We start from the raw sequence: 22,493 nt of genomic DNA, 5'->3' as shown, positions 1-22,493 counted from the left end.
AAGTGCAAAAGGGAAACCTTTGAGGGCTAAAGCCCTCAGCGTCCCATTCCACCGCGCGGCTCTCTCGCCTTCGGGCGGAGACCCTTGTAGCCACACTTTCTGCACTTCCTGGCCTTCCACGGGTTGGTAGCGCCGCAGCGCATGCAGATGTACTTCCTAAAGATTCTGGCCTCAGCCTCTGGGAATCTCGCCATCGTGATCACCTCATGATCTTAATCCAACACACCTATCCCCATAGACTTTTAAAGCTTTGGTGCGGGGGACGGGATTCGAACCCGCGCAGCCCTGCGGCAGCGGATCTTAAGTCCGCCCCCTTTGGCCAGGCTCGGGCACCCCCGCGCGAGGGTGAGTAAAGCGAGGGGAATTAAAAGCTTTCCCCTCAGGTTCTGATGATCCTCATCTCAAAGTCCTCAACAGGAACCTTGAAGTCCTCCCTGCTCTCTATCTCCTTCCTGTTGTAGAGTATCTCCCTGGCGAGTATCCAGTAGATGAGCGCGAGGGCCTTCCTCCCCTTGTTGTTGGTAGGAATCGCAACATCGACGTAGCTGAGGAAGTTCTCGGTGTCGACGAGGGCAACTATCGGGATTCCTATTTCGATGGCCTCCTTCATGGCCTGGTGGTCGGCCCTCGGGTCAGTGACTATGAGGACATCAGGCTCCATGAAGTTCTTGACCTGCGGGTTGGTCATAGTTCCGGGCAGGAAGCGTCCCGGAATGGCCCTGGCACCGGTAACGTCACCAAACTTCTTGACCGGCTTCTGGCCGTAGAGCCTGACGCTGACGGCGAGTATGTTGGCCGGATCGAACTTGGCAAGGAACTTACCGGCTATCCTGAGCCTCTCGTCGGTCTTCCTGACGTCGAGGACGTAAAGACCATCCTGCCTAACGCGGTAGATGAACTTTTTCATGTCCTGGGTCTTCTGCTGGGTGCCTATATGGACACCGGCGGCAAGGTACTGGTCGAGTGGAACAAGGTATTCCTCCATTTTTCACACCTCCTCATCCTTCAAAGGTTATTATCCTACCCCTTTCACCCAAATCTTCGGCTATTCTTATCAGCTCGTTCAGCTTGGCGATGGAATCCGAACGGAGCACCATCGCCGGACAGCGCAGACCCACCGCAAGGTGGGCCAGTGCCTCATCGGAGGACTCGTAGCGAGCCTCCGCGAGGATGGGGGTTATCCTCTCCGACTTCGTGTCGTTCACAAGGTTGTATAAGTCGGTGAGCGTGCCTAGGTTTATCGGCTTTATTGACAGGGCGTTGTAGTAGCGCCTGTCCAGTATGTCCTTCTCGCGGAAGAGGTGCTCGCCGTCAACGAACACCTCGTGGGTACCGGCTATCAGCTCAAGGAACAGCTCCTCGTCGCCGAGGGGCTTTATATAGGCCACGTTGTTGTCCTCAACTATAGAGAGCACTTCCTCGGTCTCCATCGGGATCTTCTGCACAAGTCCGAGAGCGACTTCGAGGCCAAGCTCGTCGGTGGCCTTTTCGGTGGCCTTTGAAAAGGCCTCCACAGTGCTGGCTTCGGCATGCTCAAGAACTTTGTTGGCGGCGTCAACGACGTCGGTTATCTCCATGAGGTCACGAACCATTACGTAGTAGTCAAAGGCCTCACCACCCGCTATCTCAAGGATCGGCACCGGTAGCTCGGTCGTGAAGGTGCCCCCGATGTAGCTGTAGAGAGGCATCCTCTTGACGCTCGCCGCGGCCTTGGCGACCGCTATTGACACCGCCAGTGCTGTGTTGGCACCGATGTGGCTGAAGTCCTCGGTGCCATCTATCTCCCAGAGGTAGCTGTCTATGAGCTCCTGCTCGCTGGCATCGAAGCCTATCAGCTCTGGTCCGATTATCTCGTCAACTTCGCTCACGGCGCGGTGGGCCTCGGCTATGTACAGGCTAGGGTTCTCATCTATTGGGGATGCAAAGCGACCGAAGCCCGAGCTCGTTATGACGTCTACCTCGACTGAATACCTACCACCCTTGAGCACCGCGACCCTGCCGATTACGTTCTCTATCACGGTCATCTTTCATCAGCTCGGCCTGATTACGGTGAGGGGGATTATTCCCTTCTCAAACTCAAGCAGCGCGGCGTCGAGCGGCGTGATTCCTTCCGGGACGTCGATGAGTATGGGCGCACCCATCGCTATCTGGAGGGCCCTTGCTCCAATTATACGGGCCTTTTCAAATCTCGTGTACCTGAACATTTCAACCACCCGTGCAAATTTTGGTGGGGCCGCCGGGATTTGAACCCGGGTCTCCGGCACCCCAAGCCGGGAGGATAGACCAAGCTACCCCACGGCCCCCCCAGAAATGTGGTTTTTCAGTATACCCTGTATACCATTACCTGATCTATGAGCTCGACGTGGCTCAGCAGGGTTCTCCTGCAGCAGTACCTCTCGATCCCGAGGTCGTCGAGGACCTTTTCGGGATCCTCGCCCTTCTCAACTCGGGCCTTGAACTCGTAGTATTTGTCTCCTATGACCTTTCCACACGTGAAGCACCTGACGGGAACTATCACCCGTATCACCTTCTTGAATATTAAAGGAAAGCGGTCAGCGGTAGGACTTCTGCCTCTTCGCCCTGGGACCCTTGGTTGAGCGGTTGGGCTTGTGCGGTTCGGTGCGCCTGCTGTCCCCGACGAGCATGGTCCTGTCGTACTTCATAAACTTTTCCTTGAGGTTCATGTCGTTGGTCCACTCGACGAGGGCCCTGGCTATGGCAACGCGCGCGGCCTCTGCCTGTCCCATGAAGCCTCCGCCCTCGACCTTGACGTCGATGTCAACCTTGCTGACTATCTCCTCCCCGGCGAGGACAAGCGGTTCCATGATAGTGAAGCGCGCGATTTCCGGCTCGATGATCTCAACTGGCTTGTGGTTGATCCTGACGCGACCCTTTCCTTCCCGGATGGTGGCCCTCGCGATGGCCGTCTTCCTCTTACCAGCAGTCTGGATGACCTTCATTTTCTCTCACCTCAGAACTTTCCACCGAGGAACTTGGCAACCTCGCCAACGGTAACGTACTTCGGAGTTGCGAGCCTCGACATGTGGGCCTCGATTATGGTCTCAAGCTCTCTTCCCTCGAACTCCTTCGGAACGCCGACATAGACCTTGAGCCTCTTGAAGGCCTTCCTTCCGCGGTCGGTCTTCCATGGAAGCATTCCCCTGACGGTTCTCCTGACGATCTCGTCGCTCCTCTTTGGATAGAACGGACCCCTCCTCGGGTTGGTCCTGGTTCTCAGCTCGGTCCTCTGCTTGTACTTGGCGAAGATGTCCTCGCGGTTTCCGGTGATGATGGCCTTGTCGGCGTTGACTATGATGACTTCCTCGCCCTCAAGGAGCATCTTGGCGACCTTCGAGGCGAGCCTTCCGAGTATGAGTCCTTCAGCGTTAATTATCCTCATGGCCCATCACTCCATTATGATTACTCCACTACCCTTCGGGTTCCTCTCGATGAGCTCCTCAATCGTGAGGACCTCTCCACCGGCCTCAACTATCTTCCTTTTGGCCGTCTCGCTGAACTTCCAGGCAGCAACGGTGACCTTGTGCTCAAGCTTTCCTGCACCGAGGACGCTTCCGGGGACGATGACGGTGTCACCATCCTTGGTGTAGCGGTTGATCCTGCTGACGTTAACCTCAGCCCTCTGCCTCCTGGGCCTCTCAAGGCGCCAGGCGATGTCCTTCCAGATCTTAACCCCTTCCTCGTTAGACTTCTTTCTGAGGTAGCGGATGAGCCTCCTCAGATTGATGTCAGTGGGTCCGGTTCTCTTGACCATGAACATACCTCCTTAACGCTCTCTCGCAGGTGGGAAACCGACAGGTCCAACGGGGTGAGCGTAAATACTGGTGCGGGGGCGGGGATTTGAACCCCGGAACCCCTACGGGACGGGACCCTGAATCCCGCGCCTTTGGCCAGGCTCGGCTACCCCCGCGTCAGTCGGACGCTAATTTATGGAGTTCGCTTATAAATCTATCGCTCTTCCTCATGAGGATTTTTAGGGCTATGGCCACGATTTCCTCAACGGGGAGTTCTCCGTTGGTCTCGACGGTAAACACGAACGTTCCCGGAACTACCTCCTTCCTTATCTTATCACCCTGGTAAGCCTCAAACTTCCTCGGGAGGTAGAAGGCCTTCGTGGTAGTGATGATGAGCTCCTCTTCGGTCTCATCAACCGGAAGACCGCGCCTTTCGGCAAGCTTTTTGAGCTCTTCCCACTCCGGGACTTCTTTGCTCACGTGTATCTTTGTCAGGTACTTATAATAGACGAAGCCGGGCTGCCACTTGGCGTGATCCTTTCCGCGCCCAAGCCTCGCGTAGGCGTTGAGGGTTAGCCTCTGTCCTTCCGCCAGTTTGACTATCGGGATGTCCGGGTTAGCGGGCTTAACCCCTTCGTCATCGCTCTTCAGGTCGCCGGAGTAGACCATACCCTGCCCCTCGGCCTCAAGGGAGAGCGTGACAGTATAGTCATCCAGCTCAAGGGCATCCAGCGAGAACCTCTCAACGGGGGTGGTGAGCGGAATCATCGCCAGCCTGTGGGCGATTATCTCGTCAAAAAGTGCTGAATCGTTCTCAAAGAACTCGACCTCGTCAACGGCGAAGGTGGGAACCTCAGCCAGGATGGTTCTCCTCAGGGCGTTGGCGAAGGGAACGTCGACTCCCTCAATGATGAACCTAATCGAGTCCTCCCTTTTTTCAAGAATCTGAAACTTTGGCTCCATTGGCATCACCAAAAAAGAAGTTGTGGGGTCAGACACGCCTGCCCCGCCTTCCGCCCTTCGGCCTGGTGCCGTCGTGCGGAATCGGGGTGACGTCCTCAACCCTCCCTATCCTAAGGCCGGCCCTGGCGAGGGCACGGATAGCGGCCTGTGCACCCGGCCCGGGGCTCTTGCTCTTGCTCCCTCCCGGAGCGCGGACCTTGATGTGAACGCCGACAAAGCCCTTCTCCATGGCCTCTTCGGCGGCCCTCCTGGCGGCAATCATGGCCGCGTATGGTGATGGCTCGTCCCTGTCGGCCTTGACGACCATACCACCGCTCCACCTGCTGACGGTCTCGGCCCCGGTGAGGTCGGTGATGTGGATAATGGTGTTGTTGTAGGAGGAGTAGATGTGGGCAACTCCCCACTTCTCCTTCTTCTTAAGGTTAACCTGCTGAACTTCCTCGCTCATGCCTCACCACCCTGCTTGGCCTGTTCAATAACCATCCTCTCGGGGTGGCTCTCCTTGGCGAAAGGAGAGGTCTTCGAGTAGGTTATAGCGTCTTCCTCCTCCCTGAGAACGAGGTATCCCGGGGAGCGGATGATCTGCCCGTTGACCTCGATGTGGCCGTGGACAATGAGCTGCCTGGCCTGCCTGATGGTCCTGGCGAGTCCCTTCTTGTAGACTATCGTCTGAAGACGCCTGTCGAGGACGTCCTCAACGGTGAGAGAGAGAACGTCATCCAGGACGGCGTCGGCCGGAAGGAGGCCCAGCCTGTTGAGCCTCTGGAGGAGCTGAACCCTCTCGATCTCGGCCTGCTTACCCCTCGCCGCGAGGAGGCGCCTGGCCCTACGTCTGAACTCCTTGAGCTGGGTCTCGTGGCGCCAGAGCTCCTTCTTGTTCTTGAGGGCGTACTTCTTCATGAGGACTCTCTCGCGGTCGAGCCTCTCCTTAATCCAGGGGTGAGAGGGAGTTTCGTACTTCTTCCTCTGCCTCTTAGGGTCTCCCATCTAAACCACCTCACTTCTTCTTTCTTCTCACGCCGACGGTGGTACCGTGCCTGAAGTTCGACCTGGTCCTCTGTCCCCTGAGCGGCAGTCCGAGCTCGTGCCTTATGCCGCGGTAAGCCCTGATTCTCCTGAGCCTGTTGACGTCCTCACGCCAGGCCATAACGAGCTTGGCGGTGATAAGGTGCATGTCCTTGCCGGTCTCGTAGTCCTTCGGCCTGTTGACCGCCCAGGCTGGTATGCCGTGGGCTATCGGATCTTCGAGGATATTCTCTATGGTCTTGACCTGCTCGTCGGTCAGGTAACCGGTCTTCATGTATGGGTCAATCCCTGCCACCCTGAGCACCATGGTCGCGAAGTTTATGCCTATGCCTCTAATGCCCGTGAGGGCCCATCTAAGCTGCTTATTTCCGTCCAGATCAACTCCCGCTACACGGACGATGTGTCTGAAGTTGTCCGTCATTACGAATACACCTCCGTCTCAATCCTTCATAGAGGATTTTGGCGCCGGGACGGGGATTTGAACCCCGGTGTCCATACGGACACGGGCTCTCAAGGCCCGCGCCATCCCAGGCTAGGCGATCCCGGCATACACGCGGTAGCCGCTCCCCTTCGCCAGCTCTCTCACTTCGGTGAAGTGGTCATCCATTAGAGCCTTAATATACTTTGCCCCCTGCTTGGTCTTGATAACGAGTTGCAGGAGGCCTCCATCGTTGAGATGCCGGGGAGCGTTTATAACTATTTCCCTCAGCACTTCCTTTCCCGCGTGCACCGGGGGGTTAGTGATGATTGTGTCAAACTTTTCGCCCTTAACGGGCTCGTAGAGGCTTCCCCACCTAACCTCGGCGTTTCTAACGCCGTTGATTTTTAAATTTTTCCTCGCCATGCTGACAGCCCTTCCGTTCACGTCGGTCATGACGACGTAGTCCACGAATCGGGAGGCGACTATTCCTATAGCACCGTAGCCGCATCCCAAATCCAGGACGCGCCAGTTCCCATCAAGTATCATACTTTCTATTAGCAGTTCCGTCCCCCGGTCAAGCTTGCCGAAGGAGAAAACCCCACTGGCGGTGGTGAATTTTAAACACTGACCTCTAATGCAGACCTCTATAGTTTTCGTCTTCAGGGGGACGTTCGGCTCCTCGGAGTAGTAGTGGCTCATGGTCGGGGATAAGAAAAGGGGTTTATAAAGATGGGGGAGTTTACTTGGAAGTGACCAGCCAGTCTTCCCACCATGACCCCGTCACGTCTTTGGAAACCCCGTAATCCCAAAGGAGCAGTCGAGTCTTAGCGTCGATGGCAAGTTTGAGAATAGCGTCTCTAGTTTCCGCTTTCACTATAATACATTCTCTCCCGTTTATAGTCCTCACGTCCTCCACAGTGAGATTGGCGCAGCACAGCGTGAGGGTGTAGCCCTTTTCAGCCTTTAGTCGTTCGAATACTGGAGAGTAGGGATATCCAACCCTAAACAGTTCGACTTCAGCCCGTTCCCCCTCAACAAAGATTGAACCATCAGATTGATATACAATGGGGTTTGAGCCGACTATCTCGGCTCGGTTTTCTCCTTTGGAGATAGAGTAATCGGGCGCCTGCCACTCGATTTTAAACCTCTCGAGGATTGTAGTAGTGTTCCCCTCCCGAATTATGATGAAAGTTCTCGTTGAGTTCTGAATCAGCGTCTTCCCAGAGTATTCCACGGCTTTGTATACAAGGGTCATGTTTGGACCGGTAAAGTCAAGACTCGTTGCGTTAAACTTTATCTGAGGTTCTGTGATACTGCTGGAGCCCCGGGTGTGGAAGTAATAAGCCCCGCCTGCAACCAACAGAAAAACAAGGAAAAAGACAGAGTAGAGAGTCTTGGAGCGCTTCACGCGAATCACCTCAGCATTTATCGTGCCAGCGTTTCACAAGTGTTGGCCAGAAATTGTGCAGGAAACCGTACCAGTTCTTTTCAGGGTTGGGCTCAGGACCCTCGACATAGCCCATGCGAGTTTTTGGACTGTATCTAGCCTCATAGCGGTATCCGTATCCAATTCCCCTTGTGAAGTCCCTGCCATATATGCCATAGGCAGCATACCTGTCGGTCTTGTGGTAACCTTTGCTTGTCACCTCCTGAACAAAGCTGTCCAAGTCAGGAAAGCTCTTATAGTTACTTGGCCATCCAAGTTTTGGATCAACGTTCGTGCATCCCCAGAGGCACGCTACACCCTTTTCTTTACTGCAAGATGAAGGAGACCCTGACTTTCTCCATGAACAGTGGGAGATTCCGAGCTTTTCTTTGGTGGGAATGCCCCATGCGTAGACCAATCCATCTCTGCATGAGTATGTACCCCCCGAAGAAGCGGTTATTATAGGCCTCATTTCCGTTTGCTTAAGGGCCGAGCAACGTGCGTTGGTGAGGTACACGCTAAGCAAGAGCCTGTTTCTGATGACTTTTAACTTCACCTCATCGGGCAATCTGCAGAACGCTCTGGCTTTTTTAATATCGTCCTTTGTGAGGCCCTCGCGAAGCATTTCTTCATCGCTCATGGTACACAGTTCCCTGTTGAACTCCTCAAGTATCTCGCTTGAGTACTCCTCAACCATTGTCATCACGGTTTCATTGACCTTCACCAGAGGAAGGTCTCTCTGGAGTTCCTCTGCCCAGTAGGCCTCTTCGGGCTTCAAGGCAACCGCATTTCTTGCCCCATAGGTAACGTTGAAGCCGAGACTCAGAACTATAGCAAGCAACAACACCGCACCAACCTTCCTAATCCAGCTCCCCACGAGGGCACCTCCTGCAGTTGCCATTAGATGTGACGCTAAAATCTTTAAAAGCTTTTCTAATTACAAGTTTGAATTAGTTCCATTTTTTTTCGTAGAGTTTTCAATTTCCAACCGTATCAAAACGACGAGAATGAGACGAAAGAAGCCAGAGTAAAAGAGTGAACAAAAAAGGATACAAACGATGTTACTTGTACAACCAAAGTTTCAGGGGTTGTGGGGCGAAGCCCCACATCGTTTGAGAGTACAGAGAGATAAGGGGGCGGAGCCCCCTTGTCTTTCGTTACCAGAGTTTGGGATACCAGTCCCTCGGCATGAAGACCTTGTCCACGTCTACCGCTATTCCCTTGCTCCTCTGGAGCATCTCACCGCTCGTCATGGTGGCCTTGCCCAAAGCCACAAGCTCGTCTTTAAGGGTCATGACCGCGACGAGGTCGCCCCTCTTGATGCCCTTGTGAACCTTTACTATCCCCGGGACGGCAAGGTCGGCGCCGTAGGTTACCGCCGCAACGGCCGAATCTCTAATCCAGACCTTCGGCAGGTGTTCAACGGCCTTCTCCATAGGCTGTATCGCCTTCCTAAAGTACTCCTCGATGCCGTCCTCCTTCCAGAAGTGGTAGTAGTCAACGAGGTCGTGAAGGGTCACCAGCGTTTCGTCCTCCTTGAACGGCCCGCTCCTCGTCCTCCTAAGCTCGGCCATGTGGGCACCAACACCGAGGGCAAGACCAAAGTGGTGGATAAGCGACCTTATGTAAGTTCCCGCCTCAACTCCAACCCGGAAGAGCACGTCCTTGCCGTCTATCTCCAGAATCTCGATGTAGTAAACCTTCCTCGTTCTCAGCCTTCTCTTGACCGCGCTCCTAAGGGGCGGCCTCTGGATTATCTCACCCTCGAACTCTTTCATCACTGCTCGAATTTTATCCTCGGGAACCTCGCCGTGGAGGTGCATCAGGGCGATGTACTCTTTACCTGCGGGGAGAAGGGCCTGGACGACCCTGGTAGCCCTCTCAAGCGCCACAGGCAAAACTCCGCTGACCTTTGGATCCAGAGTTCCGCCGTGGCCGGCCTTGTTAAGGCCGAAGAGCCTCTTAATCCAGGCAACGACCTCGTGGCTCGTCGGCCCGGGCGGCTTGTCGAGGTTGATTATGCCGAACTGCATGTGCATCTCCATCGGTCTCTTCTCGGGCGGAAAGCCCCACTTTGGGTTCGTCTCGGCCTTTTCATCCTTAACCAGAACTTCTCGCTTTATGTCAGCCGGAAGGATTCTCCTCACTTCGTCCCTCGCCATGAGCATCACCCGGTGAGCGTTATCGCACTAAGTTGGGGTTTCCCTTTATAAACCCGACTAATACTTGAACCGGTACGTAAAGACCGGCCAGTTGGGGAGATATTTTACGAGTTTCAGGTAGCCCGGCACAAAGACCTCTCTCTTACCCTTTTCGAGCCCCTTGAACACTGCCCGTGCAACATCTTCCGGCTCTATCGAGCCCTTCGGAACCTTCCCGTTCCAGAATCCGGTCTTCACCTGCTTGGGATACACCCTCATAACATGGATTCCCCTATCCAGGAGCTCCTTTTCGAGGTTCACTGCCAGGTAGTGGAGTGCACCCTTTGCGGCACAGTAGGAGGGGATCTCCGGTACGTTGATAAAAGCAACGCCGCTGATTATGAACACCACAGTCGAACCCTTCCGAAGCATCGGGAGAACCGCATTTGTAAGTTCCACCGGGGCGAGTGCGTTCACCCGGAACAGGTGCTCCAGCTCCTCGCCCGAGTGCTCAAGGAGAGGCTTTCTCACCGCAAGGCCGGCATTGTTTATGAGAAGGTCAATCTTTTGCGCACCGAGCCTCTCAAGCCCCTTCAGAATCGTGCCTGGGAACTCTTCTTTACTCAAATCGGCGATTATGTATTCAAAGGCAGAGAGCCTCTCCTGAAGTTCACGGAGTTTTTTCTCGTTCCTGGCCACACCAATAACACGATAGCCCCTCTCAATGAGGCCCTCAACGAGAAGCCTCCCGATGCCTCCGGTTGCACCCGTCACCAGCGCGGTTCTCATGAAATCCACCAGAAGAAGTTTGGAAGCCAGAGCTTAAAAGCATTGAGAAGTGAAGGGAGGCCAAAAGGCCTCGGTCTCACTCAAGGCTGATTCCAGCCTGCTCAAGGGCGGCCTTGACGGCCTCGTCGTCGGCGCCGCGCTCGATGTTGACCCTCTCCGGGAGGGGCTCAAGGTGCTTGACGTTCATCCTCCTGCGCTTGACCTTGTTGAGGCCAGCACCGGTAACGAGGACGAAGTTCCTGTCAATTATGTCAACGACGACGACCTTCTGGCCTGCCCTCCTTCCGGCAATAACAACAGCAAGCCTTCCGACCTCAATAGCTGGCATTCATCCCACCTCCTCATTTTTTGTTGCCCGGGTTTGCACCCGACCCCGCGTCACCGTCGGGGTATAGGTGGTCGATGGCGGCCTTCACAATCGCGAAGACGCCATCGGGATCCCAGTGGGCAGTGTTTATGATTAGATCATAAATCGACTTGTCGTCGATGTCAATCCCATAGAGGTTTAAATACCTTTTCCTGTTGCCCTTCTCGCGCTCGGCAATCTGCACGAAGGCTTCCTCAACGGAGATGCCCTCCCTGCGGGCAACCCGCCTGGCGCGCTCCATTATCGGAGCGTCGAGCCATATCTTCAGATCAGCGTCCTTAACCATCCATCCAGCGAGACGGCCCTCTATAACGACGTTGCACTCCTTGGCTGCCTCGACCTGCCTCCTGTCGACTTCACGGTCGATTTCAGGGTGGAGCTCGGCATACTCCTGAAACTCCTGGAGGCTCATCCCCATCTCCTCGGCCATCTGGCGGAAGATGAGCCCGGCGTAGATGTGCTTGAAGCCGTAGTGCCTGGCGAGGTTCCTGCAGAGTGTGGTGGTCCCTGAACCCGCTAAACCACTGACTGTTATTACGAGGCAGCCCTTGGGCATGCTAGCACCTCAGACAAAGGTGGCCCTGACCTGAGCCTTTATGACCTTCCTCATGCAGCTAGGGCAGAGGTTCGGGTAGGGCCTCTCCGGCCTCTTTGCGGTCTTCGGGAGCTTCCTGAGCTCGCTCGGCCTTCCGCGCGGAACGCCGTTAAGGGGCCTTCCGCACATAGCGCAGTGGGCGACTTTGGGCTTCTTTCTTTCGAAGTGTATGACCGTCCTTCCGCCAGGAGTCCTGACGTACTTCCTCCTCCATGACCTTGACCTGTACATCGGCTTCATTTCTCTCACCTCGCAACCCCTAATTTCAGAGTCTTTTTAAATTTAACCCATGTCCAGGAGCTTCCTGAGGATGTATCCAGTTATCATGGACGTCATTATGTACCAGCCGACATAACCCAGCTCGTTAGCGGGCAGTCCGGACCGGTAGAGACTGTGGAACCAGTCGAATATGAAGAAGTTGAACGGGGACTTCACTATGCCCACTTCAACGTACCATCTCCTGAGCCACCCGAAGAATATCCAGAATATGGGAAGGGTAAAGAGCGTAACCTTAAGCATCTGATCCTTCATGACTTCACTCTGGAGCTTCATCAGCTCCATCTGCTCCTGCTGAAGCTTTTTGAGCCTCTTCTCATCCTTGGCGGCCTGTGCCTCCTTGTACTTCTTCTGAAACTCTTTGCTCTTCTTCTGGAGCCTCTTCATCTTTTCCTGGTCGACCAGGAGGTAGTTCAGCAGGGTGAAGAGCCCACCCAGGATTATGCCTGCGACCGTAACCACCACTATCGGGTGGTGGGCCTGTATCAGGGGCCCAAACAGATTGTCAAGGAAAGCGTATATTCCCTCAATCATACTCTCCCACCGCCAGATTCAGTACTTCAACAAGCTCATGAACGGCCTCCTCAAGGCCTTTATCTTCATGGTTCTCGATTATCTTTATGAGTGCGTTAGAGTGCATGGCATAGCTCACGGCAGCGGCACGGTTAAGGTCCTGATGCCTCTGTATCTGCTCCTCAGTCTCAACGTCCCTATCGCGCTTCAGGTCGCGGAGGCGCCTTCCGAGTATTTCGCTAGGTGTGGCCTCAATTATGACTATGAAGTTGGGGTTTATCACCTCTATGACCTCCTTGGGGAAACCGAGAAGGTATCCCACAGGGGTCCTGATGGTCGCGTGAGTGTCAAGGAGTATCGGCTCTTTCTCGGCCATTTCAACGATCCTCCTGGCAGCCTTCATTTGGAGATCCTTCTGAACGTTGGGGTCGAGCCGTCTCATCTCGTCCCTGTGTTTGACCAGCCCAGCTTTAACGGCTTCCTCGAACATCAGGTCTCCAAAGTTGACGAGTCTAAACTTGACCTTCGTCTTTCTGAGGGCCATCCTGGTTATGGTACTCTTACCCACCCCTGGAATCCCTGTGATCATGACCACAAACGGCATCCCGCTCACCCAAGGAGGCTTCTGGAAGAAGTAATTAAACCGGGTTTAAAAGGTTTTGTGAAAGAAAAGAAAGACTCACTTGGTGAAGAACCTCCTTAAGGCGGGGAACATCTCGGTGGCCTGTTCTCTGGCTATTTCCTCGTAGAACCTGTAGAGGATACCCACCGTAAGGAGGATTCCCGTTCCTGTACCCAGTGCACCAAGGAAGTCCGCCAGCACCGCGACCACTGCCAGGGTGAAAGAGCCCCAGAAGGTGACGTAGGGTATGTACCTGTTGAGCACCCTCTCCAGTATCCTCGGGTCACGCCTGAATCCCGGGATCTGCAGTCCAGCGCTCTGGAGCTGTCTGGCGATGCTCTTGGCGTCAAGGCCTGTGAGCTCGACCCAGAGGAATCCGAAGAGTATAGACCAGAATATCGTCATCAGCGCGTAAACTAAAGCCCTCCCCGGATCCGCTATGACGTGGTAGATGTCCCTTGGGGGATAGAGGTAGGTAACGAAGCCGGTCAGCGGATAACCATTCTGATCGAAGGTTCCGAGGAAAGTGTAGCCAAAGTTGTTGAGGAGTCTTGCCCAGAGCTGGATGTTGGAATAGAGGGCAAAGGTCAGGATGATCGGAATGTTGCTGACGTACATGAACCTTATCGGGTACCTTCCGCGAACGGTAACTCTTCCATAGCTAAGCGGTATCTCAACGCGCATGCTCTCAAGATAAACCACCACAAGGAACACCACTATTGTAGCGAGGACATCCATCATATCCGGCAATGTTCCCCTGTAAAGCGCACCCGTGAGGTCACCGTAGAACAGATGCTGTATGAACGCAGGAATTGCACCCACTATAGCGGGCCCCCCTGTTACCGGGTCTATGTAGTCAGGTGTCGTTGCTGGGTTCAGGGCCTTCGTGATAACGGTCTGGGAAACACCCGCTGCTATGAAGAGGCTGATACCGCTCCCAATGCCCCACTTGCTCACGAGTTCATCCAAGAGTATGAGCATGACTGAGGCAAATCCGAGCTGGAGTATTATGAGTATCGCCAAGCCGAGTCCAATGTACGCCTCACCGGCGGGTGTAGTCACAGTCTGGAAGGCGCCGAGGCTGGTGTCAACCCTACCGAAGGCACCGGCGAAGACGTAGATGGCTGCCTCGAAGAAGCTCATGAAGACTGCAAACAGCTTCTGAGCGGCCTGATAAAACTTCCTATCCTCATGATTAGAGAGATCAAGGTGAACTATCTCGGAACCAACGAGAAGCTGCATAATGATGCTCGCGGTGACGATTGGACCTATACCCAGCGTCAGGAGAGAACCACTCCTTCCTGCAAGAACGAACCTGAGCGTGGCAAAGTAGTCCTGGATCTGTGCCGGGATTCCATAGAGAGGAATCTCAGCGAGGACAAAGTACAGCAGCAGAACGATTCCCGTCCACATGAACTTCTCCTTGAGTGGCACATGCCTCTTGGGCCGCTCCACCTCGGGGAAGTACCTCTCAATCGCGAACACTACGTTTCTGAACCCCATGATTAACACCCGCCAAAAGTTAAATTAAAGGGGAATCAGGCGAGGAGAACCTCGCCGCCAGCGGCCTTTATCTTCTCCTCTGCCTTCGGAGTGACGTAGTAGGCCTTGATGGTAATTGGCCTGGTGAGCTTGCCGGTTCCGAGAACCTTGTCGACACCGAGCTGAGTGACGTCAACGACTATCTTCCCCTCCTCCTCGTAGGCGACGCCCATGTCGAGGAAGAGCTGGAGGTTCTCATCGATGTCGCTGAGGTTTATGGTCTTGGGGGTGTACTGGACGGCTTTAGGCCTGTGGAAGCCACGCTTTCCAAGATGGTCAGGGGCATACTTGATCGTCCAGGTCCACTTGGTGTTCTTCCTCTTTCCGGTTCCAGCCATTCCCTTACCGCCCTTGCTACCGCCGCCGCGGTGCTTCTTCTTGCAGCCCCATCCGTGAGTGTGACTTCCGCGGAGCTTCCTAACCTTCTTCTTTCTCCTTATCATCTCTCGCCACCTCAGAGCATTCTCTCAATGAGGTCGTTTATCTTCTCGCCACGGTAGCCGAGGGCACCGCCTTCCTTAAAGCTGCGCTTTTTGCTGCCCTTAAGGCCGCCCCTCGGAGGGTGGAGCCTGAAGACCGGCTTGATGTTCGGCAGGTCGGTGAGCTTCATCTCGCCGTCAACGACCTTCTTGGCGAACTCATCGATGGTCATTCCGAGCTTCTCCTTGACGTACTCGTCGGTTATCGGTCTGTTGCCGATGAGCCTGCCCCTCTTCCTGATGAGGGCAGCAAGGGTTTCGGCGTTTATCTCTCCCCAAGTGATGTAGTCCTTGACCTTCTGAACCATTCCCTTGTAGCTCGGGTTGTCGTCAACGAGGACGAGGTGGTTTATCCTGTGGAGGCGGAGCATGGCGAGGGTGTCTCTCACCTCACCCCTCGCCCTTATTCCACTCCTAAGCCTGATGAGTGCGAGCTTTGCCATCTTCTCTCACCTCACTCAACCTGGAAGTTTGCTGACATCTCCCTTCCAACGATTATGCCGTACTTCTCTTCCATGCCAGGCTGGACTGCAACACGGTTGGTGTTGTAGAGCGCGTTGAAGACTGCCTTGGCGAAGTTGACGGTGGTTCTCGTCTCACCCAGGCTCTGTGACCAGACGTCCTGGACACCAGCAAGGCTGAGTATCTTCTTGCCGACGTCACCTATGACCAGTCCAAGACCGCGCGGTCCCGGCATGAGCTTGACGCGGACGCTTCCTTCTTTGCCCTCTACGGCGAACGGAATTGAGTGGGGCCTCCTGCACCTGCACTCCCAGCTTCCACAGCCGCGCTTGATCTCGATGATGTTCATCTTGGCGTAGTTGATGGCCTTCCGGATGGCTATTCCGACCTCCTTGCCGTGGCCGATTCCAAGGCCAACGTAGCCGTCCCTGTTGCCCACAGCGGCGAGAACACGGAACCTTATGCGCCTGCCGCTGTCAGTCATCCTGACCGTGAGGGCTATATCGAGAACCTCCTGGTTCTCCCTCAGGTTGACCTCCGGAAGGAGCACATCGACTATCTCCGGCTCCTTGATCTGGTATCCCTTCCGGAATATCTCGTGAATGTCAGTTATCTGGCCCTCTTTGACGAGCTGGCCGAGCTTGGTCCTCGGCTCCCACTCCTCCAAAACCCTCTGGGCGATCTCCCTTGGGTCGCTCATTCTCTCGCCTCCTCAAACTTCTCGATTATCCTCGCCTTGACCTCCTCAAAGTGCTCGGGGAGCTTCTCCGGCTCAAGACCTTTGACGAGGTATCCCGAGAACTGTTTCCTATAGCGCTCCTCGTCCTCCTCCTTGAGAGCCTTGGCGTAGTTGGCTATGTGCTCGCCGCTTATCCTGTAATCCTCCGGGTAAATCTCCTCGCTGTGCGGGACGTTGAGTCCAGCATCAACGGCACCCTTGAGGACTGCGAATATGCTCGAACCCCTGGTCGGCGGGTGGAGGCCTATGTCAAGGATGGCCTCCTCGATGCCAGCCTTCCTGGCCTTGTAGCCTATGAGGAGACCGAGCAGGTAAGCTGAAGGCGTGTTGCCTCCGTGTCCCTTCCAGCCAAAGTCCCTCATGAGCTCCCTGGTGTGAGCTGAGACAACTGTCCTGTCACCCTTCGGGTCATAAAGGACTATCTGGGCTATGTGGTGGTTGAGGGTCTTCCTCACAACAAGCCTGGGCTTTCCAGACTTGAGGAGGGCAAGCCTCTTGTGATAGTTAGTCTTACCTTCTCTCCTCCTCCTGAACGGAACCCTATACCTCGGTCCGTGTGCCATCTCTCTCACCTCACTCCTTCAAGATACCGTGCTCCTGCATGAACATGTAGAGCTGCCTCTTGTTCTTGAACTGACCGCCCTTGGCCCTGATGTAGAGCCTCCTGTAGGTGTGTTCGTCTATCTTTCCTTCGGCCTTGAGCTTCCTGAGCTCCTTCCTGAGGGCCCTTATGGTCATCATCCAGCGCTCCTTCTTGCCCATCCTGGCGGTCTTCTTGCCCTTCCTGCTTCCCGGACCCCTGTGGCGGCCCTTTTTCCTGGCCTCCTGATAGGCCCTGGCGCGGGCCCTGCTCTGGCCCTTAACGGGCTTCTTCTTGATGACGCCGTCGTTGATAAGCCTCCTGATGTCCTCCCTGGTGATGGCGGTTGCAACGTCATCAATCCTCTCCGGGTCAATCCAGACCCTGTTCTCACCGCACTTCAACAAATCAGCGGCAATCCTTCTCTGCATCTTGAGCATGAGTCTCACCTCGCGTTAAGAACCTTCACACCGAGCTCCTTCGCCCTGGCAAGTATAAGCTCCCTCTTCCTGGCACCGACGGTCCTGGCTATCCTGGCGGCCTGCCTGGTCGGGTCTATCGCTTCGAGCTCCTTGACGTTGTGGACGAGGACTTCCTCGTAGCCGCTCGGGTGAAGCCCACGGACGAGCCTCGGTGAGCTCCAGCCTATGCTCGGTGACCTGGCCTTACCCTTCTTCTTGAGCCTCATTTTGCTGTCGATTCCCTTCGGCCTGCGCCACTTCGGGTCGTTCTTGAACTTCGGATAGCGCCACCACTCCTGCCTAAGGAAGCGGGGCTTCTTCCTCTTGATCCTGGCCCTTATCCTAAGGAGTCTCGCCTTCTCGTTCATTTCTCACACCTCAGAACTTTATAGGCTTACCAGCCTTCTCAACGATGTAAATCCCATCCTGGAAGACGCGCCTGTCCCACTTGGTTATCCTTGTGGCCTGCTCGATGTTGGCAGCGGTCTGGCCAACGGCCTCTTTGTCTATGCCCTCGACGATGACCTCCTGACCGTGAACCTTGACGGTGACTCCAGGAAGTATCTTGGCCCTCCTCGGGTTCTTCTCACCGAGGAAGTTCTCGATGACGACCTCGTCACCCTGAACCTTGACGGTCATGGGGAAGTGGCTGTAGACAACCTTTAGTTTGTAGGTGAAGCCCTCGGTGACCCCCCTGATCATGTTGGCTATGTGGGCCTTGAAGGTTCTGGCCATGGCTATGTCCCTCTTTCTCGGGAACTCCTTGAAGACGACGACCTTACCGTCCTCGGTGAATATCTGAACGCCCGGATACCTGAGCTCCCTCTTAACCTCTCCCTTTGGGCCCCTGACCTTGACGACGTTGTTCTCAACGGTGACCTCAACGCCCTCAGGAATCTCAACCTCTTCCCTTACCCACGCGTCTATCGGCATCTCTCTCACCTCAGTATACGTAGGCTATCAGCCTTCCGCCGATTCCCTTCTCGATGGCCTCTTTGTGGGTCATGACGCCCTGGGAGGTCGAGACTATGAGGATACCGAACTCGAAGGCCGGAAGGAACCTCTTCTCCCAGGCCTCGTACTCCCTAGCCTTAACGGGGAACCTCGGCTTTATTGCTCCAGCCTTGTTGATCTTCCCTATGAGCTGCACCCTGTAGATACCGGCCCTTCCGTCGTCGATGAACTCAAACTCACCTATGTAGCCGTTCTCCTGCATAACCCTGAGAACCTCTCCAATGAGCTTGGAGGCCGGCTTGAGGTAGACCTCCTTCTTTCCGACCCTCTCGCTGTTGGTTATATGCGAAAGCGCGTTTGCCAGCGGGTCAAGCAAAGTCATCTCCTCTCACCTCACTCGTACTTCTTAAAGCCCAGCTTGGGGGCTATCTCTCTAAAGCAGTGCCTGCAGAGCATCAGACCGTGTATCCTGATTATCGGGCCGTACTGTCCGCAGCGGACGCATCTCCTCGCACCCTTCCCAAACTTTCTGGGCTTCCTCTTGTTGTAGTCAGCCTTCGCCATCTCACAATCCCTCCACGGCAACCTTAAACTCCTCCATAGCGAAGACGATACCTTCCTCCTTGGTCAGCTTATGCCTGTTCGGTATCTTCTTCCTCTGCCTCTTCCTCTTGGCGACCCTGAAGCCGGGCCTCTCAAGGGTAACGCAGACGTCCATACCGAAGATGCCTATCTCCGGATCGTACTCGACGCCCGGTATGTTGATGTGCTCGTCTATTCCAAAGCAGAAGTTACCGTGCTCGTCGAAGTTGCTCGCCTTGAGCTTGTTGTCAACCGCAGCAAGGAGTCTCTTGAGCATCTCCTCAGCTTTCTTGCCCCTCAGGGTGACCTTCACGGCGATAGGCTCTCCGCGCCTGATTCCAAAGTCCTTGTTGGTCTGCTTCGCGCGCCTCCTTATCGGCTTCTGGCCCACAAGCTGCTCAAGCATCTTCTCAGCCTTAGTTAAGCGCTCACCACTCTCGCCAACTCCAATGTTTATGGTGACCTTGGCAATCCTGGGCTTCCTCATCGGGTGAGCTTCCCAGTCTGCAAGGATAGCCTCTCTGTTGATCTGCATCTCATCTCACCTCACGGAAGGGAAATCTCCGGCTTGTCCTTACCAACGACGAAGGCGTACTCCTTCAGCGTGTCGAAGAGCTCGCCGTTCTCGTCCTCAATGGTGACGACGTCCGGCCAGCCCATCGGGAACTGCCTGACCTCAACGACTCTACCCTTCCTCGCGACGTTCTTACCCTGGGTAACGAAGACGTAGGCACCGACCTCGAACGGGATGACCCCGATGACCTCCCTGTCGGGTACCTTCATGAGGACGGTGTAGGCAGTCCTGTACTTGTCCTTCTCGTCCATGGTGACGAGGTGGTTGCTTCCGTCGTGGAGGTTGAGCTGAACCTTCGCGCCCTTGACCATGCGCTTGTTGCTTATCCTGAGCGGCTTGATGTTGGCTTCCTTCTCGCTTATCGGGTGGAGTATGAGTTTGCCGATCCTGTTCGGAAGAACCCTGTAGTGCTCGCCGGTCTCGGGGATGGAAACGACGTCCATGATTCCGACCGGGAACTTGTAGTCCTTCCTAACCCTACCATCAACGAGTATCTTACCCTCGTTGAGTATCTTTCTGGCCTCACGAGCTGTCTTGGCGTAGCCGAGGTAGTCCCTGACTATGTAGAGGAGCGGTATGGAAGTCCTCATGCTGTGCGGACCTGGCCTCGGCCTGACCGCCCACTTATAGGTCTTTCTTGAGATGTACCACTGATTTGGAGCGGCAAGCCTCTTAAGGTGCCTCTTGGCTCCTTTCCTCGCCATCAACCAGCCCTCCTATTAATTATCTTTTCCCTCTTCTCGTCCTCAAGGTTGAGGTCTATTATCATAACGTTCGAGGGGTGGATTGGGTAGAAGACCTCAGTTCCGTCGACCTTCTTCTGGGTAACCCCCTCGATGTGTATCCTGTACCTCTTGAGGTCAACCTCAAGGACCTTGCCTTCCTTGCCCTTGAAGTCGCCGCGCATAACGCGAACCTTGTCGCCCTCCCGGATAGGAAGGCTCCTCACACCGTACTTGTTCCTGAGCTCCGGGCTCAGTGTGGCGGCCATTATCTTGCTCCTAAGGTGAAGGGGAGCGTTATAGAGGAACTTCCTCTGCTTCTTGGGCTGTCTCGTATCCAGCTTCATCTTTCTCACCTCACAACACGATGCTCGCTATACTTCCGAGCCTGACCCAGCGCTCGGCGGCCTCCCTTGCTATGGCACCTCTGATCTCGGTACCCCTCGGGACACCCTCGGGGGTGACTATTGCTGCCGCGTTGTCCTCGAACTTCACGCGCATGCCGTCAAGGCGCCTGTACTCTTTCCTCTGCCTGACGACGACGGCCCTAACTACCTGGTGCCTTATGTCGGGCCTTCCCTTCTTGACTGCGGCGATGACCATGTCGCCGACGCCTGCCGAGGCGAGCCTCCTCCTGGTGCCCTTGTAGCCAACGACGCCTATGATCTGGATAACCTTCGCACCGCTGTTGTCAGCAACCTTGAGGTAGGCACCTATCGGGAGAGCACGAGTCGGTCTCACGGGACTGATACCTCTCGTAGCACCTGCACCCTTCTTCGCCATCTATATCACCTCTCGCCAGCCCTCTTGGTGACTGCAACGACAACCCAGCTCTTGGTCTTGCTTATCGGCCGGGTCTCGGCGATGAGAACCCTGTCACCGACCTTTGCGCTGATGCACTCCGGGTTGTGAGCGTGAACCTTGCTCCTCCTGAGCTCATACCTCTCGTACTTCTTGAGATAGTGGTAGTGCTGCCTCTCAACGACGACGGTCTTCTTGCCCTTATCGCTGACGACTATTCCCTCGAAGTATCTGCCGTGTATCTTGAGGTGCCCGTGCCAGGGGCAGTGCGGGTCGTCGCACTTCTCAGCGGGAGGCTGAACCTTCAATCCAATCTCTCTCATTTTCGCCACCTCTTCTTCAATCTCATCTCGGGTCTTCCAATCAGCTCTTTTCCGTTGATCCGGATCCTTTTATCGCCAACCTCAAACTCAAGGCAAACCACGTCCTTCGGGATAACCCAGACCCTCTCACCGCCGATGGTGAGGGTGTTCCTCGTCTCGTCAAGGACGTAGCCCTCGATGCCAACCAGCTCTGGATGAGATGCCCTTATAATTTTTGCTTTCAGCCCTATGAGCTCGCTCCAGATGATGTTCTTTGCCGTTACTCGATTTCTATTAAGTCCTCTGAAAATCCAAGGTCTCCCAGCAATTTCTTGACCCTTTCTCTGTGGTCTCCTTGGAGCTCTATCCTTCCTTTCTTGACCGTTCCGCCGCATGCCAGCTTCGCCTTCAGCTTTTTGGCTATATCTTCAAGGTCGAACTCCTTCTCGTCTATGCCCTCGATTATGGTTTTAAGCTTTCCGTAGCGGGCCTTCTCTATATAGACTCTAATTCTCTGCTGCTCCTTCAGCACTTCTTTAAAGAGCATCTCATCCAGAGGGTTAACAATCCTAGGCACTAACCATCACCTTTTCTCCCTAAGCTTCTCCTTCTTTATGGTCAACAGGCGCGCGATATCGCGCCTGAGGTTCCGGATGACCATGGGGTTCTCAAGCGAGGCCCCCATGGTGAGCACACCCCTCTCCTTGGCGAGTTCAAGGCGGAGCTCCCTGATCTTCTTGTCGATCTCCTCGATGCTCATCTCCCTAATCTCACTCGGCTTCATTGGCGCTCACCTCTTCCTGAACCTTCTCTATAACCTCGATCTCATCCGGGAGCTTGGCGTCGGGCGGCATGATGGAGACCTTGACACCTATAACTCCAAGCTTGAGCTTGGCCTGGGCGTAGCCCTTGCTGACGAGGGTCTCGGCCGGGTTTCCAACCTTGGCGAGGTAGCCCTGGTAGAACCTGACGCTTTTCGCTCTTTCACCGGTTAGCTTTCCGCTCAGACGAATCTCAACGCCCCTGGCGCCGTTCCTCATGATGGCGCGGATTGCTGAGTAGGCAGCCCTCCTGAAGTGTATGCCCCTCTCAAGGGCCTGGGCAAGCCTGACGGCCTGAACCTTGGCATTGAGATAGGGGTTCTTGATCTCCTCGACCTCAATCTGCGGGTTCTCAAGGTTGAACTGCCTCTCAAGGGTCCTGGTGAGCTCCCTGATGCGCCTTCCACCCCTTCCAATGACGTAGCCGGGGTTGGCGGCGAAGATGATGACCTTTGTTCCGAGGGGGGTCTTCTTGATGTCTATTCCGCCGTAGCCCGCTCTGCGGAGCTCCTTCTCAAGGTACTCGTCGATGAGCATCTCCTTAACGCCTTCCTTGATGAAGTATCTCTCGATCGCCAAAAGT

General features: G+C 55.1%; 41 protein-coding genes and 4 tRNA genes. All 45 read right to left on the bottom strand.

Going from position 1 to position 22,493, the window contains the following annotated elements; all coding sequences use genetic code 11:
* Nucleotides 1-35: 35 nt before the first annotated feature.
* The 45 genes from A3L14_RS02745 to A3L14_RS02525 all read right to left on the bottom strand — a co-directional run bounded on the left by A3L14_RS02745 (nucleotide 36) and on the right by A3L14_RS02525 (nucleotide 22,489).
* Nucleotides 36-194, bottom strand: coding sequence for a 50S ribosomal protein L40e (locus A3L14_RS02745; RefSeq protein ID WP_055430126.1), 159 nt, complete (start codon nucleotides 192-194; stop codon nucleotides 36-38).
* 57 nt (nucleotides 195-251) lie between these two features.
* Nucleotides 252-339: transfer RNA gene (locus tag A3L14_RS02740), tRNA-Leu, on the bottom strand.
* Between the two features lie 40 nt (nucleotides 340-379).
* Nucleotides 380-985: a 30S ribosomal protein S2 gene (gene rpsB, locus A3L14_RS02735; protein ID WP_055430127.1), complete on the bottom strand. Its 606-nt coding sequence runs from the start codon at nucleotides 983-985 to the stop codon at nucleotides 380-382.
* Between the two features lie 13 nt (nucleotides 986-998).
* A complete protein-coding gene (locus tag A3L14_RS02730) occupies nucleotides 999-2,024 on the bottom strand; it encodes a hypothetical protein (RefSeq protein ID WP_055430128.1) in 1,026 nt (341 codons plus the stop codon).
* 6 nt (nucleotides 2,025-2,030) lie between these two features.
* Nucleotides 2,031-2,204, bottom strand: a complete 174-nt coding sequence (locus A3L14_RS02725) for a DNA-directed RNA polymerase subunit K (protein ID WP_055430129.1) — start codon at nucleotides 2,202-2,204, stop codon at nucleotides 2,031-2,033.
* A gap of 21 nt (nucleotides 2,205-2,225) precedes the next feature.
* Nucleotides 2,226-2,303: transfer RNA gene (locus A3L14_RS02720), tRNA-Pro, on the bottom strand.
* A gap of 17 nt (nucleotides 2,304-2,320) precedes the next feature.
* Nucleotides 2,321-2,518 (bottom strand): DNA-directed RNA polymerase subunit N, encoded by a 198-nt coding sequence (locus tag A3L14_RS02715; RefSeq protein ID WP_055430130.1) that lies wholly within the window; start codon nucleotides 2,516-2,518, stop codon nucleotides 2,321-2,323.
* Between the two features lie 34 nt (nucleotides 2,519-2,552).
* Nucleotides 2,553-2,960 carry a 30S ribosomal protein S9 gene (locus A3L14_RS02710; protein ID WP_055430131.1) on the bottom strand — a complete coding sequence of 136 codons (408 nt, stop codon included), beginning with the start codon at nucleotides 2,958-2,960 and terminating at the stop codon, nucleotides 2,553-2,555.
* An 11-nt stretch (nucleotides 2,961-2,971) separates the two neighbouring features.
* The gene (rplM, locus tag A3L14_RS02705; RefSeq protein WP_055430132.1) at nucleotides 2,972-3,400 is read right to left on the bottom strand and encodes a 50S ribosomal protein L13; all 429 of its coding nucleotides are present in this window, start codon (nucleotides 3,398-3,400) and stop codon (nucleotides 2,972-2,974) included.
* 6 nt (nucleotides 3,401-3,406) lie between these two features.
* The gene (locus A3L14_RS02700; protein ID WP_055430133.1) at nucleotides 3,407-3,772 is read right to left on the bottom strand and encodes a 50S ribosomal protein L18e; all 366 of its coding nucleotides are present in this window, start codon (nucleotides 3,770-3,772) and stop codon (nucleotides 3,407-3,409) included.
* Nucleotides 3,773-3,840: 68 nt separating this feature from the next.
* Nucleotides 3,841-3,928 (bottom strand) — tRNA-Leu (locus A3L14_RS02695).
* Between the two features lies 1 nt (nucleotide 3,929).
* Nucleotides 3,930-4,715, bottom strand: a complete 786-nt coding sequence (locus A3L14_RS02690; protein ID WP_074631417.1) for a DNA-directed RNA polymerase subunit D — start codon at nucleotides 4,713-4,715, stop codon at nucleotides 3,930-3,932.
* Nucleotides 4,716-4,743: 28 nt separating this feature from the next.
* Complete coding sequence (locus A3L14_RS02685) at nucleotides 4,744-5,163, bottom strand: 30S ribosomal protein S11 (RefSeq protein WP_055429679.1); 420 nt, start codon at nucleotides 5,161-5,163, stop codon at nucleotides 4,744-4,746.
* Nucleotides 5,160-5,702 (bottom strand): 30S ribosomal protein S4, encoded by a 543-nt coding sequence (locus A3L14_RS02680; RefSeq protein WP_055429678.1) that lies wholly within the window; start codon nucleotides 5,700-5,702, stop codon nucleotides 5,160-5,162. Before A3L14_RS02680 ends, A3L14_RS02685 begins: the two co-directional genes overlap by 4 nt.
* A gap of 10 nt (nucleotides 5,703-5,712) precedes the next feature.
* On the bottom strand, nucleotides 5,713-6,162 hold the full coding sequence (locus A3L14_RS02675) for a 30S ribosomal protein S13 (RefSeq protein ID WP_055429677.1): 450 nt from the start codon (nucleotides 6,160-6,162) through the stop codon (nucleotides 5,713-5,715).
* Between the two features lie 39 nt (nucleotides 6,163-6,201).
* A tRNA-Ser gene (locus tag A3L14_RS02670) sits at nucleotides 6,202-6,288 on the bottom strand.
* Nucleotides 6,274-6,861 carry a class I SAM-dependent methyltransferase gene (locus A3L14_RS02665; RefSeq protein WP_088886105.1) on the bottom strand — a complete coding sequence of 196 codons (588 nt, stop codon included), beginning with the start codon at nucleotides 6,859-6,861 and terminating at the stop codon, nucleotides 6,274-6,276. The genes A3L14_RS02670 and A3L14_RS02665 overlap by 15 nt, the downstream gene beginning before the upstream one ends.
* A gap of 40 nt (nucleotides 6,862-6,901) precedes the next feature.
* A complete protein-coding gene (locus A3L14_RS02660) occupies nucleotides 6,902-7,570 on the bottom strand; it encodes a hypothetical protein (RefSeq protein WP_055429676.1) in 669 nt (222 codons plus the stop codon).
* 10 nt (nucleotides 7,571-7,580) lie between these two features.
* Nucleotides 7,581-8,489, bottom strand: a complete 909-nt coding sequence (locus A3L14_RS02655) for a hypothetical protein (RefSeq protein ID WP_143597812.1) — start codon at nucleotides 8,487-8,489, stop codon at nucleotides 7,581-7,583.
* A gap of 256 nt (nucleotides 8,490-8,745) precedes the next feature.
* The gene (locus tag A3L14_RS02650; protein WP_055429674.1) at nucleotides 8,746-9,750 is read right to left on the bottom strand and encodes an RNA-guided pseudouridylation complex pseudouridine synthase subunit Cbf5; all 1,005 of its coding nucleotides are present in this window, start codon (nucleotides 9,748-9,750) and stop codon (nucleotides 8,746-8,748) included.
* 57 nt (nucleotides 9,751-9,807) lie between these two features.
* A complete protein-coding gene (locus A3L14_RS02645) occupies nucleotides 9,808-10,518 on the bottom strand; it encodes an SDR family NAD(P)-dependent oxidoreductase (RefSeq protein WP_055429673.1) in 711 nt (236 codons plus the stop codon).
* A gap of 76 nt (nucleotides 10,519-10,594) precedes the next feature.
* Nucleotides 10,595-10,846 (bottom strand): 50S ribosomal protein L14e, encoded by a 252-nt coding sequence (locus A3L14_RS02640; RefSeq protein WP_055429672.1) that lies wholly within the window; start codon nucleotides 10,844-10,846, stop codon nucleotides 10,595-10,597.
* A gap of 13 nt (nucleotides 10,847-10,859) precedes the next feature.
* The gene (gene cmk, locus A3L14_RS02635; RefSeq protein ID WP_055429671.1) at nucleotides 10,860-11,441 is read right to left on the bottom strand and encodes a (d)CMP kinase; all 582 of its coding nucleotides are present in this window, start codon (nucleotides 11,439-11,441) and stop codon (nucleotides 10,860-10,862) included.
* A 9-nt stretch (nucleotides 11,442-11,450) separates the two neighbouring features.
* On the bottom strand, nucleotides 11,451-11,720 hold the full coding sequence (locus tag A3L14_RS02630; RefSeq protein ID WP_055429670.1) for a 50S ribosomal protein L34e: 270 nt from the start codon (nucleotides 11,718-11,720) through the stop codon (nucleotides 11,451-11,453).
* Nucleotides 11,721-11,762: 42 nt separating this feature from the next.
* Nucleotides 11,763-12,290: a DUF106 domain-containing protein gene (locus A3L14_RS02625; RefSeq protein WP_055429669.1), complete on the bottom strand. Its 528-nt coding sequence runs from the start codon at nucleotides 12,288-12,290 to the stop codon at nucleotides 11,763-11,765.
* Nucleotides 12,283-12,873, bottom strand: a complete 591-nt coding sequence (locus A3L14_RS02620) for an adenylate kinase (RefSeq protein ID WP_055429668.1) — start codon at nucleotides 12,871-12,873, stop codon at nucleotides 12,283-12,285. The genes A3L14_RS02625 and A3L14_RS02620 overlap by 8 nt, the downstream gene beginning before the upstream one ends.
* Before the next feature lie 75 nt (nucleotides 12,874-12,948).
* Complete coding sequence (secY, locus tag A3L14_RS02615; RefSeq protein WP_055429667.1) at nucleotides 12,949-14,394, bottom strand: preprotein translocase subunit SecY; 1,446 nt, start codon at nucleotides 14,392-14,394, stop codon at nucleotides 12,949-12,951.
* A gap of 35 nt (nucleotides 14,395-14,429) precedes the next feature.
* On the bottom strand, nucleotides 14,430-14,876 hold the full coding sequence (locus A3L14_RS02610; protein ID WP_055429666.1) for an uL15m family ribosomal protein: 447 nt from the start codon (nucleotides 14,874-14,876) through the stop codon (nucleotides 14,430-14,432).
* Nucleotides 14,877-14,887: 11 nt separating this feature from the next.
* A complete protein-coding gene (locus tag A3L14_RS02605; protein ID WP_055429665.1) occupies nucleotides 14,888-15,355 on the bottom strand; it encodes a 50S ribosomal protein L30 in 468 nt (155 codons plus the stop codon).
* Between the two features lie 11 nt (nucleotides 15,356-15,366).
* Complete coding sequence (rpsE, locus tag A3L14_RS02600; protein WP_055429664.1) at nucleotides 15,367-16,074, bottom strand: 30S ribosomal protein S5; 708 nt, start codon at nucleotides 16,072-16,074, stop codon at nucleotides 15,367-15,369.
* Complete coding sequence (locus tag A3L14_RS02595; protein ID WP_055429663.1) at nucleotides 16,071-16,676, bottom strand: 50S ribosomal protein L18; 606 nt, start codon at nucleotides 16,674-16,676, stop codon at nucleotides 16,071-16,073. Before A3L14_RS02595 ends, rpsE begins: the two co-directional genes overlap by 4 nt.
* Nucleotides 16,677-16,686: 10 nt before the next feature.
* Nucleotides 16,687-17,133, bottom strand: a complete 447-nt coding sequence (locus A3L14_RS02590; RefSeq protein WP_074631420.1) for a 50S ribosomal protein L19e — start codon at nucleotides 17,131-17,133, stop codon at nucleotides 16,687-16,689.
* A 5-nt stretch (nucleotides 17,134-17,138) separates the two neighbouring features.
* Nucleotides 17,139-17,522, bottom strand: coding sequence for a 50S ribosomal protein L32e (locus A3L14_RS02585; RefSeq protein ID WP_055429662.1), 384 nt, complete (start codon nucleotides 17,520-17,522; stop codon nucleotides 17,139-17,141).
* Between the two features lie 10 nt (nucleotides 17,523-17,532).
* Entirely contained in the window at nucleotides 17,533-18,087 is a 555-nt protein-coding gene (locus A3L14_RS02580) for a 50S ribosomal protein L6 (RefSeq protein ID WP_055429661.1), read from the bottom strand.
* Between the two features lie 10 nt (nucleotides 18,088-18,097).
* Entirely contained in the window at nucleotides 18,098-18,490 is a 393-nt protein-coding gene (locus A3L14_RS02575) for a 30S ribosomal protein S8 (protein ID WP_055429660.1), read from the bottom strand.
* 11 nt (nucleotides 18,491-18,501) lie between these two features.
* Nucleotides 18,502-18,672, bottom strand: a complete 171-nt coding sequence (locus A3L14_RS02570) for a 30S ribosomal protein S14 (protein WP_012571038.1) — start codon at nucleotides 18,670-18,672, stop codon at nucleotides 18,502-18,504.
* 1 nt (nucleotide 18,673) lies between these two features.
* Nucleotides 18,674-19,225 carry a 50S ribosomal protein L5 gene (locus A3L14_RS02565; RefSeq protein ID WP_055429659.1) on the bottom strand — a complete coding sequence of 184 codons (552 nt, stop codon included), beginning with the start codon at nucleotides 19,223-19,225 and terminating at the stop codon, nucleotides 18,674-18,676.
* 11 nt (nucleotides 19,226-19,236) lie between these two features.
* Nucleotides 19,237-19,968 carry a 30S ribosomal protein S4e gene (locus tag A3L14_RS02560; protein ID WP_055429658.1) on the bottom strand — a complete coding sequence of 244 codons (732 nt, stop codon included), beginning with the start codon at nucleotides 19,966-19,968 and terminating at the stop codon, nucleotides 19,237-19,239.
* The gene (rplX, locus tag A3L14_RS02555) at nucleotides 19,968-20,333 is read right to left on the bottom strand and encodes a 50S ribosomal protein L24 (protein ID WP_055429657.1); all 366 of its coding nucleotides are present in this window, start codon (nucleotides 20,331-20,333) and stop codon (nucleotides 19,968-19,970) included. Before rplX ends, A3L14_RS02560 begins: the two co-directional genes overlap by 1 nt.
* A 10-nt stretch (nucleotides 20,334-20,343) precedes the next feature.
* Nucleotides 20,344-20,769: a 50S ribosomal protein L14 gene (locus A3L14_RS02550; RefSeq protein WP_055429656.1), complete on the bottom strand. Its 426-nt coding sequence runs from the start codon at nucleotides 20,767-20,769 to the stop codon at nucleotides 20,344-20,346.
* Nucleotides 20,770-20,774: 5 nt separating this feature from the next.
* Nucleotides 20,775-21,110, bottom strand: a complete 336-nt coding sequence (locus A3L14_RS02545; RefSeq protein WP_055429655.1) for a 30S ribosomal protein S17 — start codon at nucleotides 21,108-21,110, stop codon at nucleotides 20,775-20,777.
* Nucleotides 21,107-21,484, bottom strand: coding sequence for a ribonuclease P protein component 1 (locus A3L14_RS02540; RefSeq protein ID WP_074631421.1), 378 nt, complete (start codon nucleotides 21,482-21,484; stop codon nucleotides 21,107-21,109). The genes A3L14_RS02545 and A3L14_RS02540 overlap by 4 nt, the downstream gene beginning before the upstream one ends.
* The gene (yciH, locus tag A3L14_RS02535) at nucleotides 21,370-21,636 is read right to left on the bottom strand and encodes a stress response translation initiation inhibitor YciH (RefSeq protein WP_206204009.1); all 267 of its coding nucleotides are present in this window, start codon (nucleotides 21,634-21,636) and stop codon (nucleotides 21,370-21,372) included. The genes A3L14_RS02540 and yciH overlap by 115 nt, the downstream gene beginning before the upstream one ends.
* Nucleotides 21,637-21,672: 36 nt before the next feature.
* Entirely contained in the window at nucleotides 21,673-21,873 is a 201-nt protein-coding gene (rpmC, locus tag A3L14_RS02530) for a 50S ribosomal protein L29 (RefSeq protein ID WP_055429654.1), read from the bottom strand.
* The gene (locus tag A3L14_RS02525) at nucleotides 21,860-22,489 is read right to left on the bottom strand and encodes a 30S ribosomal protein S3 (RefSeq protein WP_055429653.1); all 630 of its coding nucleotides are present in this window, start codon (nucleotides 22,487-22,489) and stop codon (nucleotides 21,860-21,862) included. Before A3L14_RS02525 ends, rpmC begins: the two co-directional genes overlap by 14 nt.
* Nucleotides 22,490-22,493: the final 4 nt, after the last annotated feature.

The sequence above is a fragment of the Thermococcus thioreducens genome (genome assembly GCF_002214545.1).
Classification (GTDB): Archaea; Methanobacteriota_B; Thermococci; order Thermococcales; family Thermococcaceae; genus Thermococcus; species Thermococcus thioreducens.
The sequence above is the reverse complement of the archived record's forward strand: the minus strand, read 5'-3'. Positions and strand labels throughout refer to the sequence as shown.

What these genes read in the sequence shown, in the direction of transcription:
- A3L14_RS02745 (WP_055430126.1), bottom strand. Translation starts at nt 194, where the DNA reads ATGGCGAGATTCCCAGAGGCTGAGGCCAGAATCTTTAGGAAGTACATC.
- rpsB (WP_055430127.1), bottom strand. Translation starts at nt 985, where the DNA reads ATGGAGGAATACCTTGTTCCACTCGACCAGTACCTTGCCGCCGGTGTC.
- A3L14_RS02730 (WP_055430128.1), bottom strand. Translation starts at nt 2,024, where the DNA reads ATGACCGTGATAGAGAACGTAATCGGCAGGGTCGCGGTGCTCAAGGGT.
- A3L14_RS02725 (WP_055430129.1), bottom strand. Translation starts at nt 2,204, where the DNA reads ATGTTCAGGTACACGAGATTTGAAAAGGCCCGTATAATTGGAGCAAGG.
- A3L14_RS02710 (WP_055430131.1), bottom strand. Translation starts at nt 2,960, where the DNA reads ATGAAGGTCATCCAGACTGCTGGTAAGAGGAAGACGGCCATCGCGAGG.
- rplM (WP_055430132.1), bottom strand. Translation starts at nt 3,400, where the DNA reads ATGAGGATAATTAACGCTGAAGGACTCATACTCGGAAGGCTCGCCTCG.
- A3L14_RS02700 (WP_055430133.1), bottom strand. Translation starts at nt 3,772, where the DNA reads ATGGTCAAGAGAACCGGACCCACTGACATCAATCTGAGGAGGCTCATC.
- A3L14_RS02690 (WP_074631417.1), bottom strand. Translation starts at nt 4,715, where the DNA reads ATGGAGCCAAAGTTTCAGATTCTTGAAAAAAGGGAGGACTCGATTAGG.
- A3L14_RS02685 (WP_055429679.1), bottom strand. Translation starts at nt 5,163, where the DNA reads ATGAGCGAGGAAGTTCAGCAGGTTAACCTTAAGAAGAAGGAGAAGTGG.
- A3L14_RS02680 (WP_055429678.1), bottom strand. Translation starts at nt 5,702, where the DNA reads ATGGGAGACCCTAAGAGGCAGAGGAAGAAGTACGAAACTCCCTCTCAC.
- A3L14_RS02675 (WP_055429677.1), bottom strand. Translation starts at nt 6,162, where the DNA reads ATGACGGACAACTTCAGACACATCGTCCGTGTAGCGGGAGTTGATCTG.
- A3L14_RS02665 (WP_088886105.1), bottom strand. Translation starts at nt 6,861, where the DNA reads ATGAGCCACTACTACTCCGAGGAGCCGAACGTCCCCCTGAAGACGAAA.
- A3L14_RS02655 (WP_143597812.1), bottom strand. Translation starts at nt 8,489, where the DNA reads ATGGCAACTGCAGGAGGTGCCCTCGTGGGGAGCTGGATTAGGAAGGTT.
- A3L14_RS02650 (WP_055429674.1), bottom strand. Translation starts at nt 9,750, where the DNA reads ATGGCGAGGGACGAAGTGAGGAGAATCCTTCCGGCTGACATAAAGCGA.
- A3L14_RS02645 (WP_055429673.1), bottom strand. Translation starts at nt 10,518, where the DNA reads ATGAGAACCGCGCTGGTGACGGGTGCAACCGGAGGCATCGGGAGGCTT.
- A3L14_RS02640 (WP_055429672.1), bottom strand. Translation starts at nt 10,846, where the DNA reads ATGCCAGCTATTGAGGTCGGAAGGCTTGCTGTTGTTATTGCCGGAAGG.
- cmk (WP_055429671.1), bottom strand. Translation starts at nt 11,441, where the DNA reads ATGCCCAAGGGCTGCCTCGTAATAACAGTCAGTGGTTTAGCGGGTTCA.
- A3L14_RS02630 (WP_055429670.1), bottom strand. Translation starts at nt 11,720, where the DNA reads ATGAAGCCGATGTACAGGTCAAGGTCATGGAGGAGGAAGTACGTCAGG.
- A3L14_RS02625 (WP_055429669.1), bottom strand. Translation starts at nt 12,290, where the DNA reads ATGATTGAGGGAATATACGCTTTCCTTGACAATCTGTTTGGGCCCCTG.
- A3L14_RS02620 (WP_055429668.1), bottom strand. Translation starts at nt 12,873, where the DNA reads ATGCCGTTTGTGGTCATGATCACAGGGATTCCAGGGGTGGGTAAGAGT.
- secY (WP_055429667.1), bottom strand. Translation starts at nt 14,394, where the DNA reads ATGGGGTTCAGAAACGTAGTGTTCGCGATTGAGAGGTACTTCCCCGAG.
- A3L14_RS02610 (WP_055429666.1), bottom strand. Translation starts at nt 14,876, where the DNA reads ATGATAAGGAGAAAGAAGAAGGTTAGGAAGCTCCGCGGAAGTCACACT.
- A3L14_RS02605 (WP_055429665.1), bottom strand. Translation starts at nt 15,355, where the DNA reads ATGGCAAAGCTCGCACTCATCAGGCTTAGGAGTGGAATAAGGGCGAGG.
- rpsE (WP_055429664.1), bottom strand. Translation starts at nt 16,074, where the DNA reads ATGAGCGACCCAAGGGAGATCGCCCAGAGGGTTTTGGAGGAGTGGGAG.
- A3L14_RS02595 (WP_055429663.1), bottom strand. Translation starts at nt 16,676, where the DNA reads ATGGCACACGGACCGAGGTATAGGGTTCCGTTCAGGAGGAGGAGAGAA.
- A3L14_RS02590 (WP_074631420.1), bottom strand. Translation starts at nt 17,133, where the DNA reads ATGCTCAAGATGCAGAGAAGGATTGCCGCTGATTTGTTGAAGTGCGGT.
- A3L14_RS02585 (WP_055429662.1), bottom strand. Translation starts at nt 17,522, where the DNA reads ATGAACGAGAAGGCGAGACTCCTTAGGATAAGGGCCAGGATCAAGAGG.
- A3L14_RS02580 (WP_055429661.1), bottom strand. Translation starts at nt 18,087, where the DNA reads ATGCCGATAGACGCGTGGGTAAGGGAAGAGGTTGAGATTCCTGAGGGC.
- A3L14_RS02575 (WP_055429660.1), bottom strand. Translation starts at nt 18,490, where the DNA reads ATGACTTTGCTTGACCCGCTGGCAAACGCGCTTTCGCATATAACCAAC.
- A3L14_RS02570 (WP_012571038.1), bottom strand. Translation starts at nt 18,672, where the DNA reads ATGGCGAAGGCTGACTACAACAAGAGGAAGCCCAGAAAGTTTGGGAAG.
- A3L14_RS02565 (WP_055429659.1), bottom strand. Translation starts at nt 19,225, where the DNA reads ATGCAGATCAACAGAGAGGCTATCCTTGCAGACTGGGAAGCTCACCCG.
- A3L14_RS02560 (WP_055429658.1), bottom strand. Translation starts at nt 19,968, where the DNA reads ATGGCGAGGAAAGGAGCCAAGAGGCACCTTAAGAGGCTTGCCGCTCCA.
- rplX (WP_055429657.1), bottom strand. Translation starts at nt 20,333, where the DNA reads ATGAAGCTGGATACGAGACAGCCCAAGAAGCAGAGGAAGTTCCTCTAT.
- A3L14_RS02550 (WP_055429656.1), bottom strand. Translation starts at nt 20,769, where the DNA reads ATGGCGAAGAAGGGTGCAGGTGCTACGAGAGGTATCAGTCCCGTGAGA.
- A3L14_RS02545 (WP_055429655.1), bottom strand. Translation starts at nt 21,110, where the DNA reads ATGAGAGAGATTGGATTGAAGGTTCAGCCTCCCGCTGAGAAGTGCGAC.
- A3L14_RS02540 (WP_074631421.1), bottom strand. Translation starts at nt 21,484, where the DNA reads ATGCGGCGGAACGGTCAAGAAAGGAAGGATAGAGCTCCAAGGAGACCA.
- yciH (WP_206204009.1), bottom strand. Translation starts at nt 21,636, where the DNA reads ATGCTCTTTAAAGAAGTGCTGAAGGAGCAGCAGAGAATTAGAGTCTAT.
- rpmC (WP_055429654.1), bottom strand. Translation starts at nt 21,873, where the DNA reads ATGAAGCCGAGTGAGATTAGGGAGATGAGCATCGAGGAGATCGACAAG.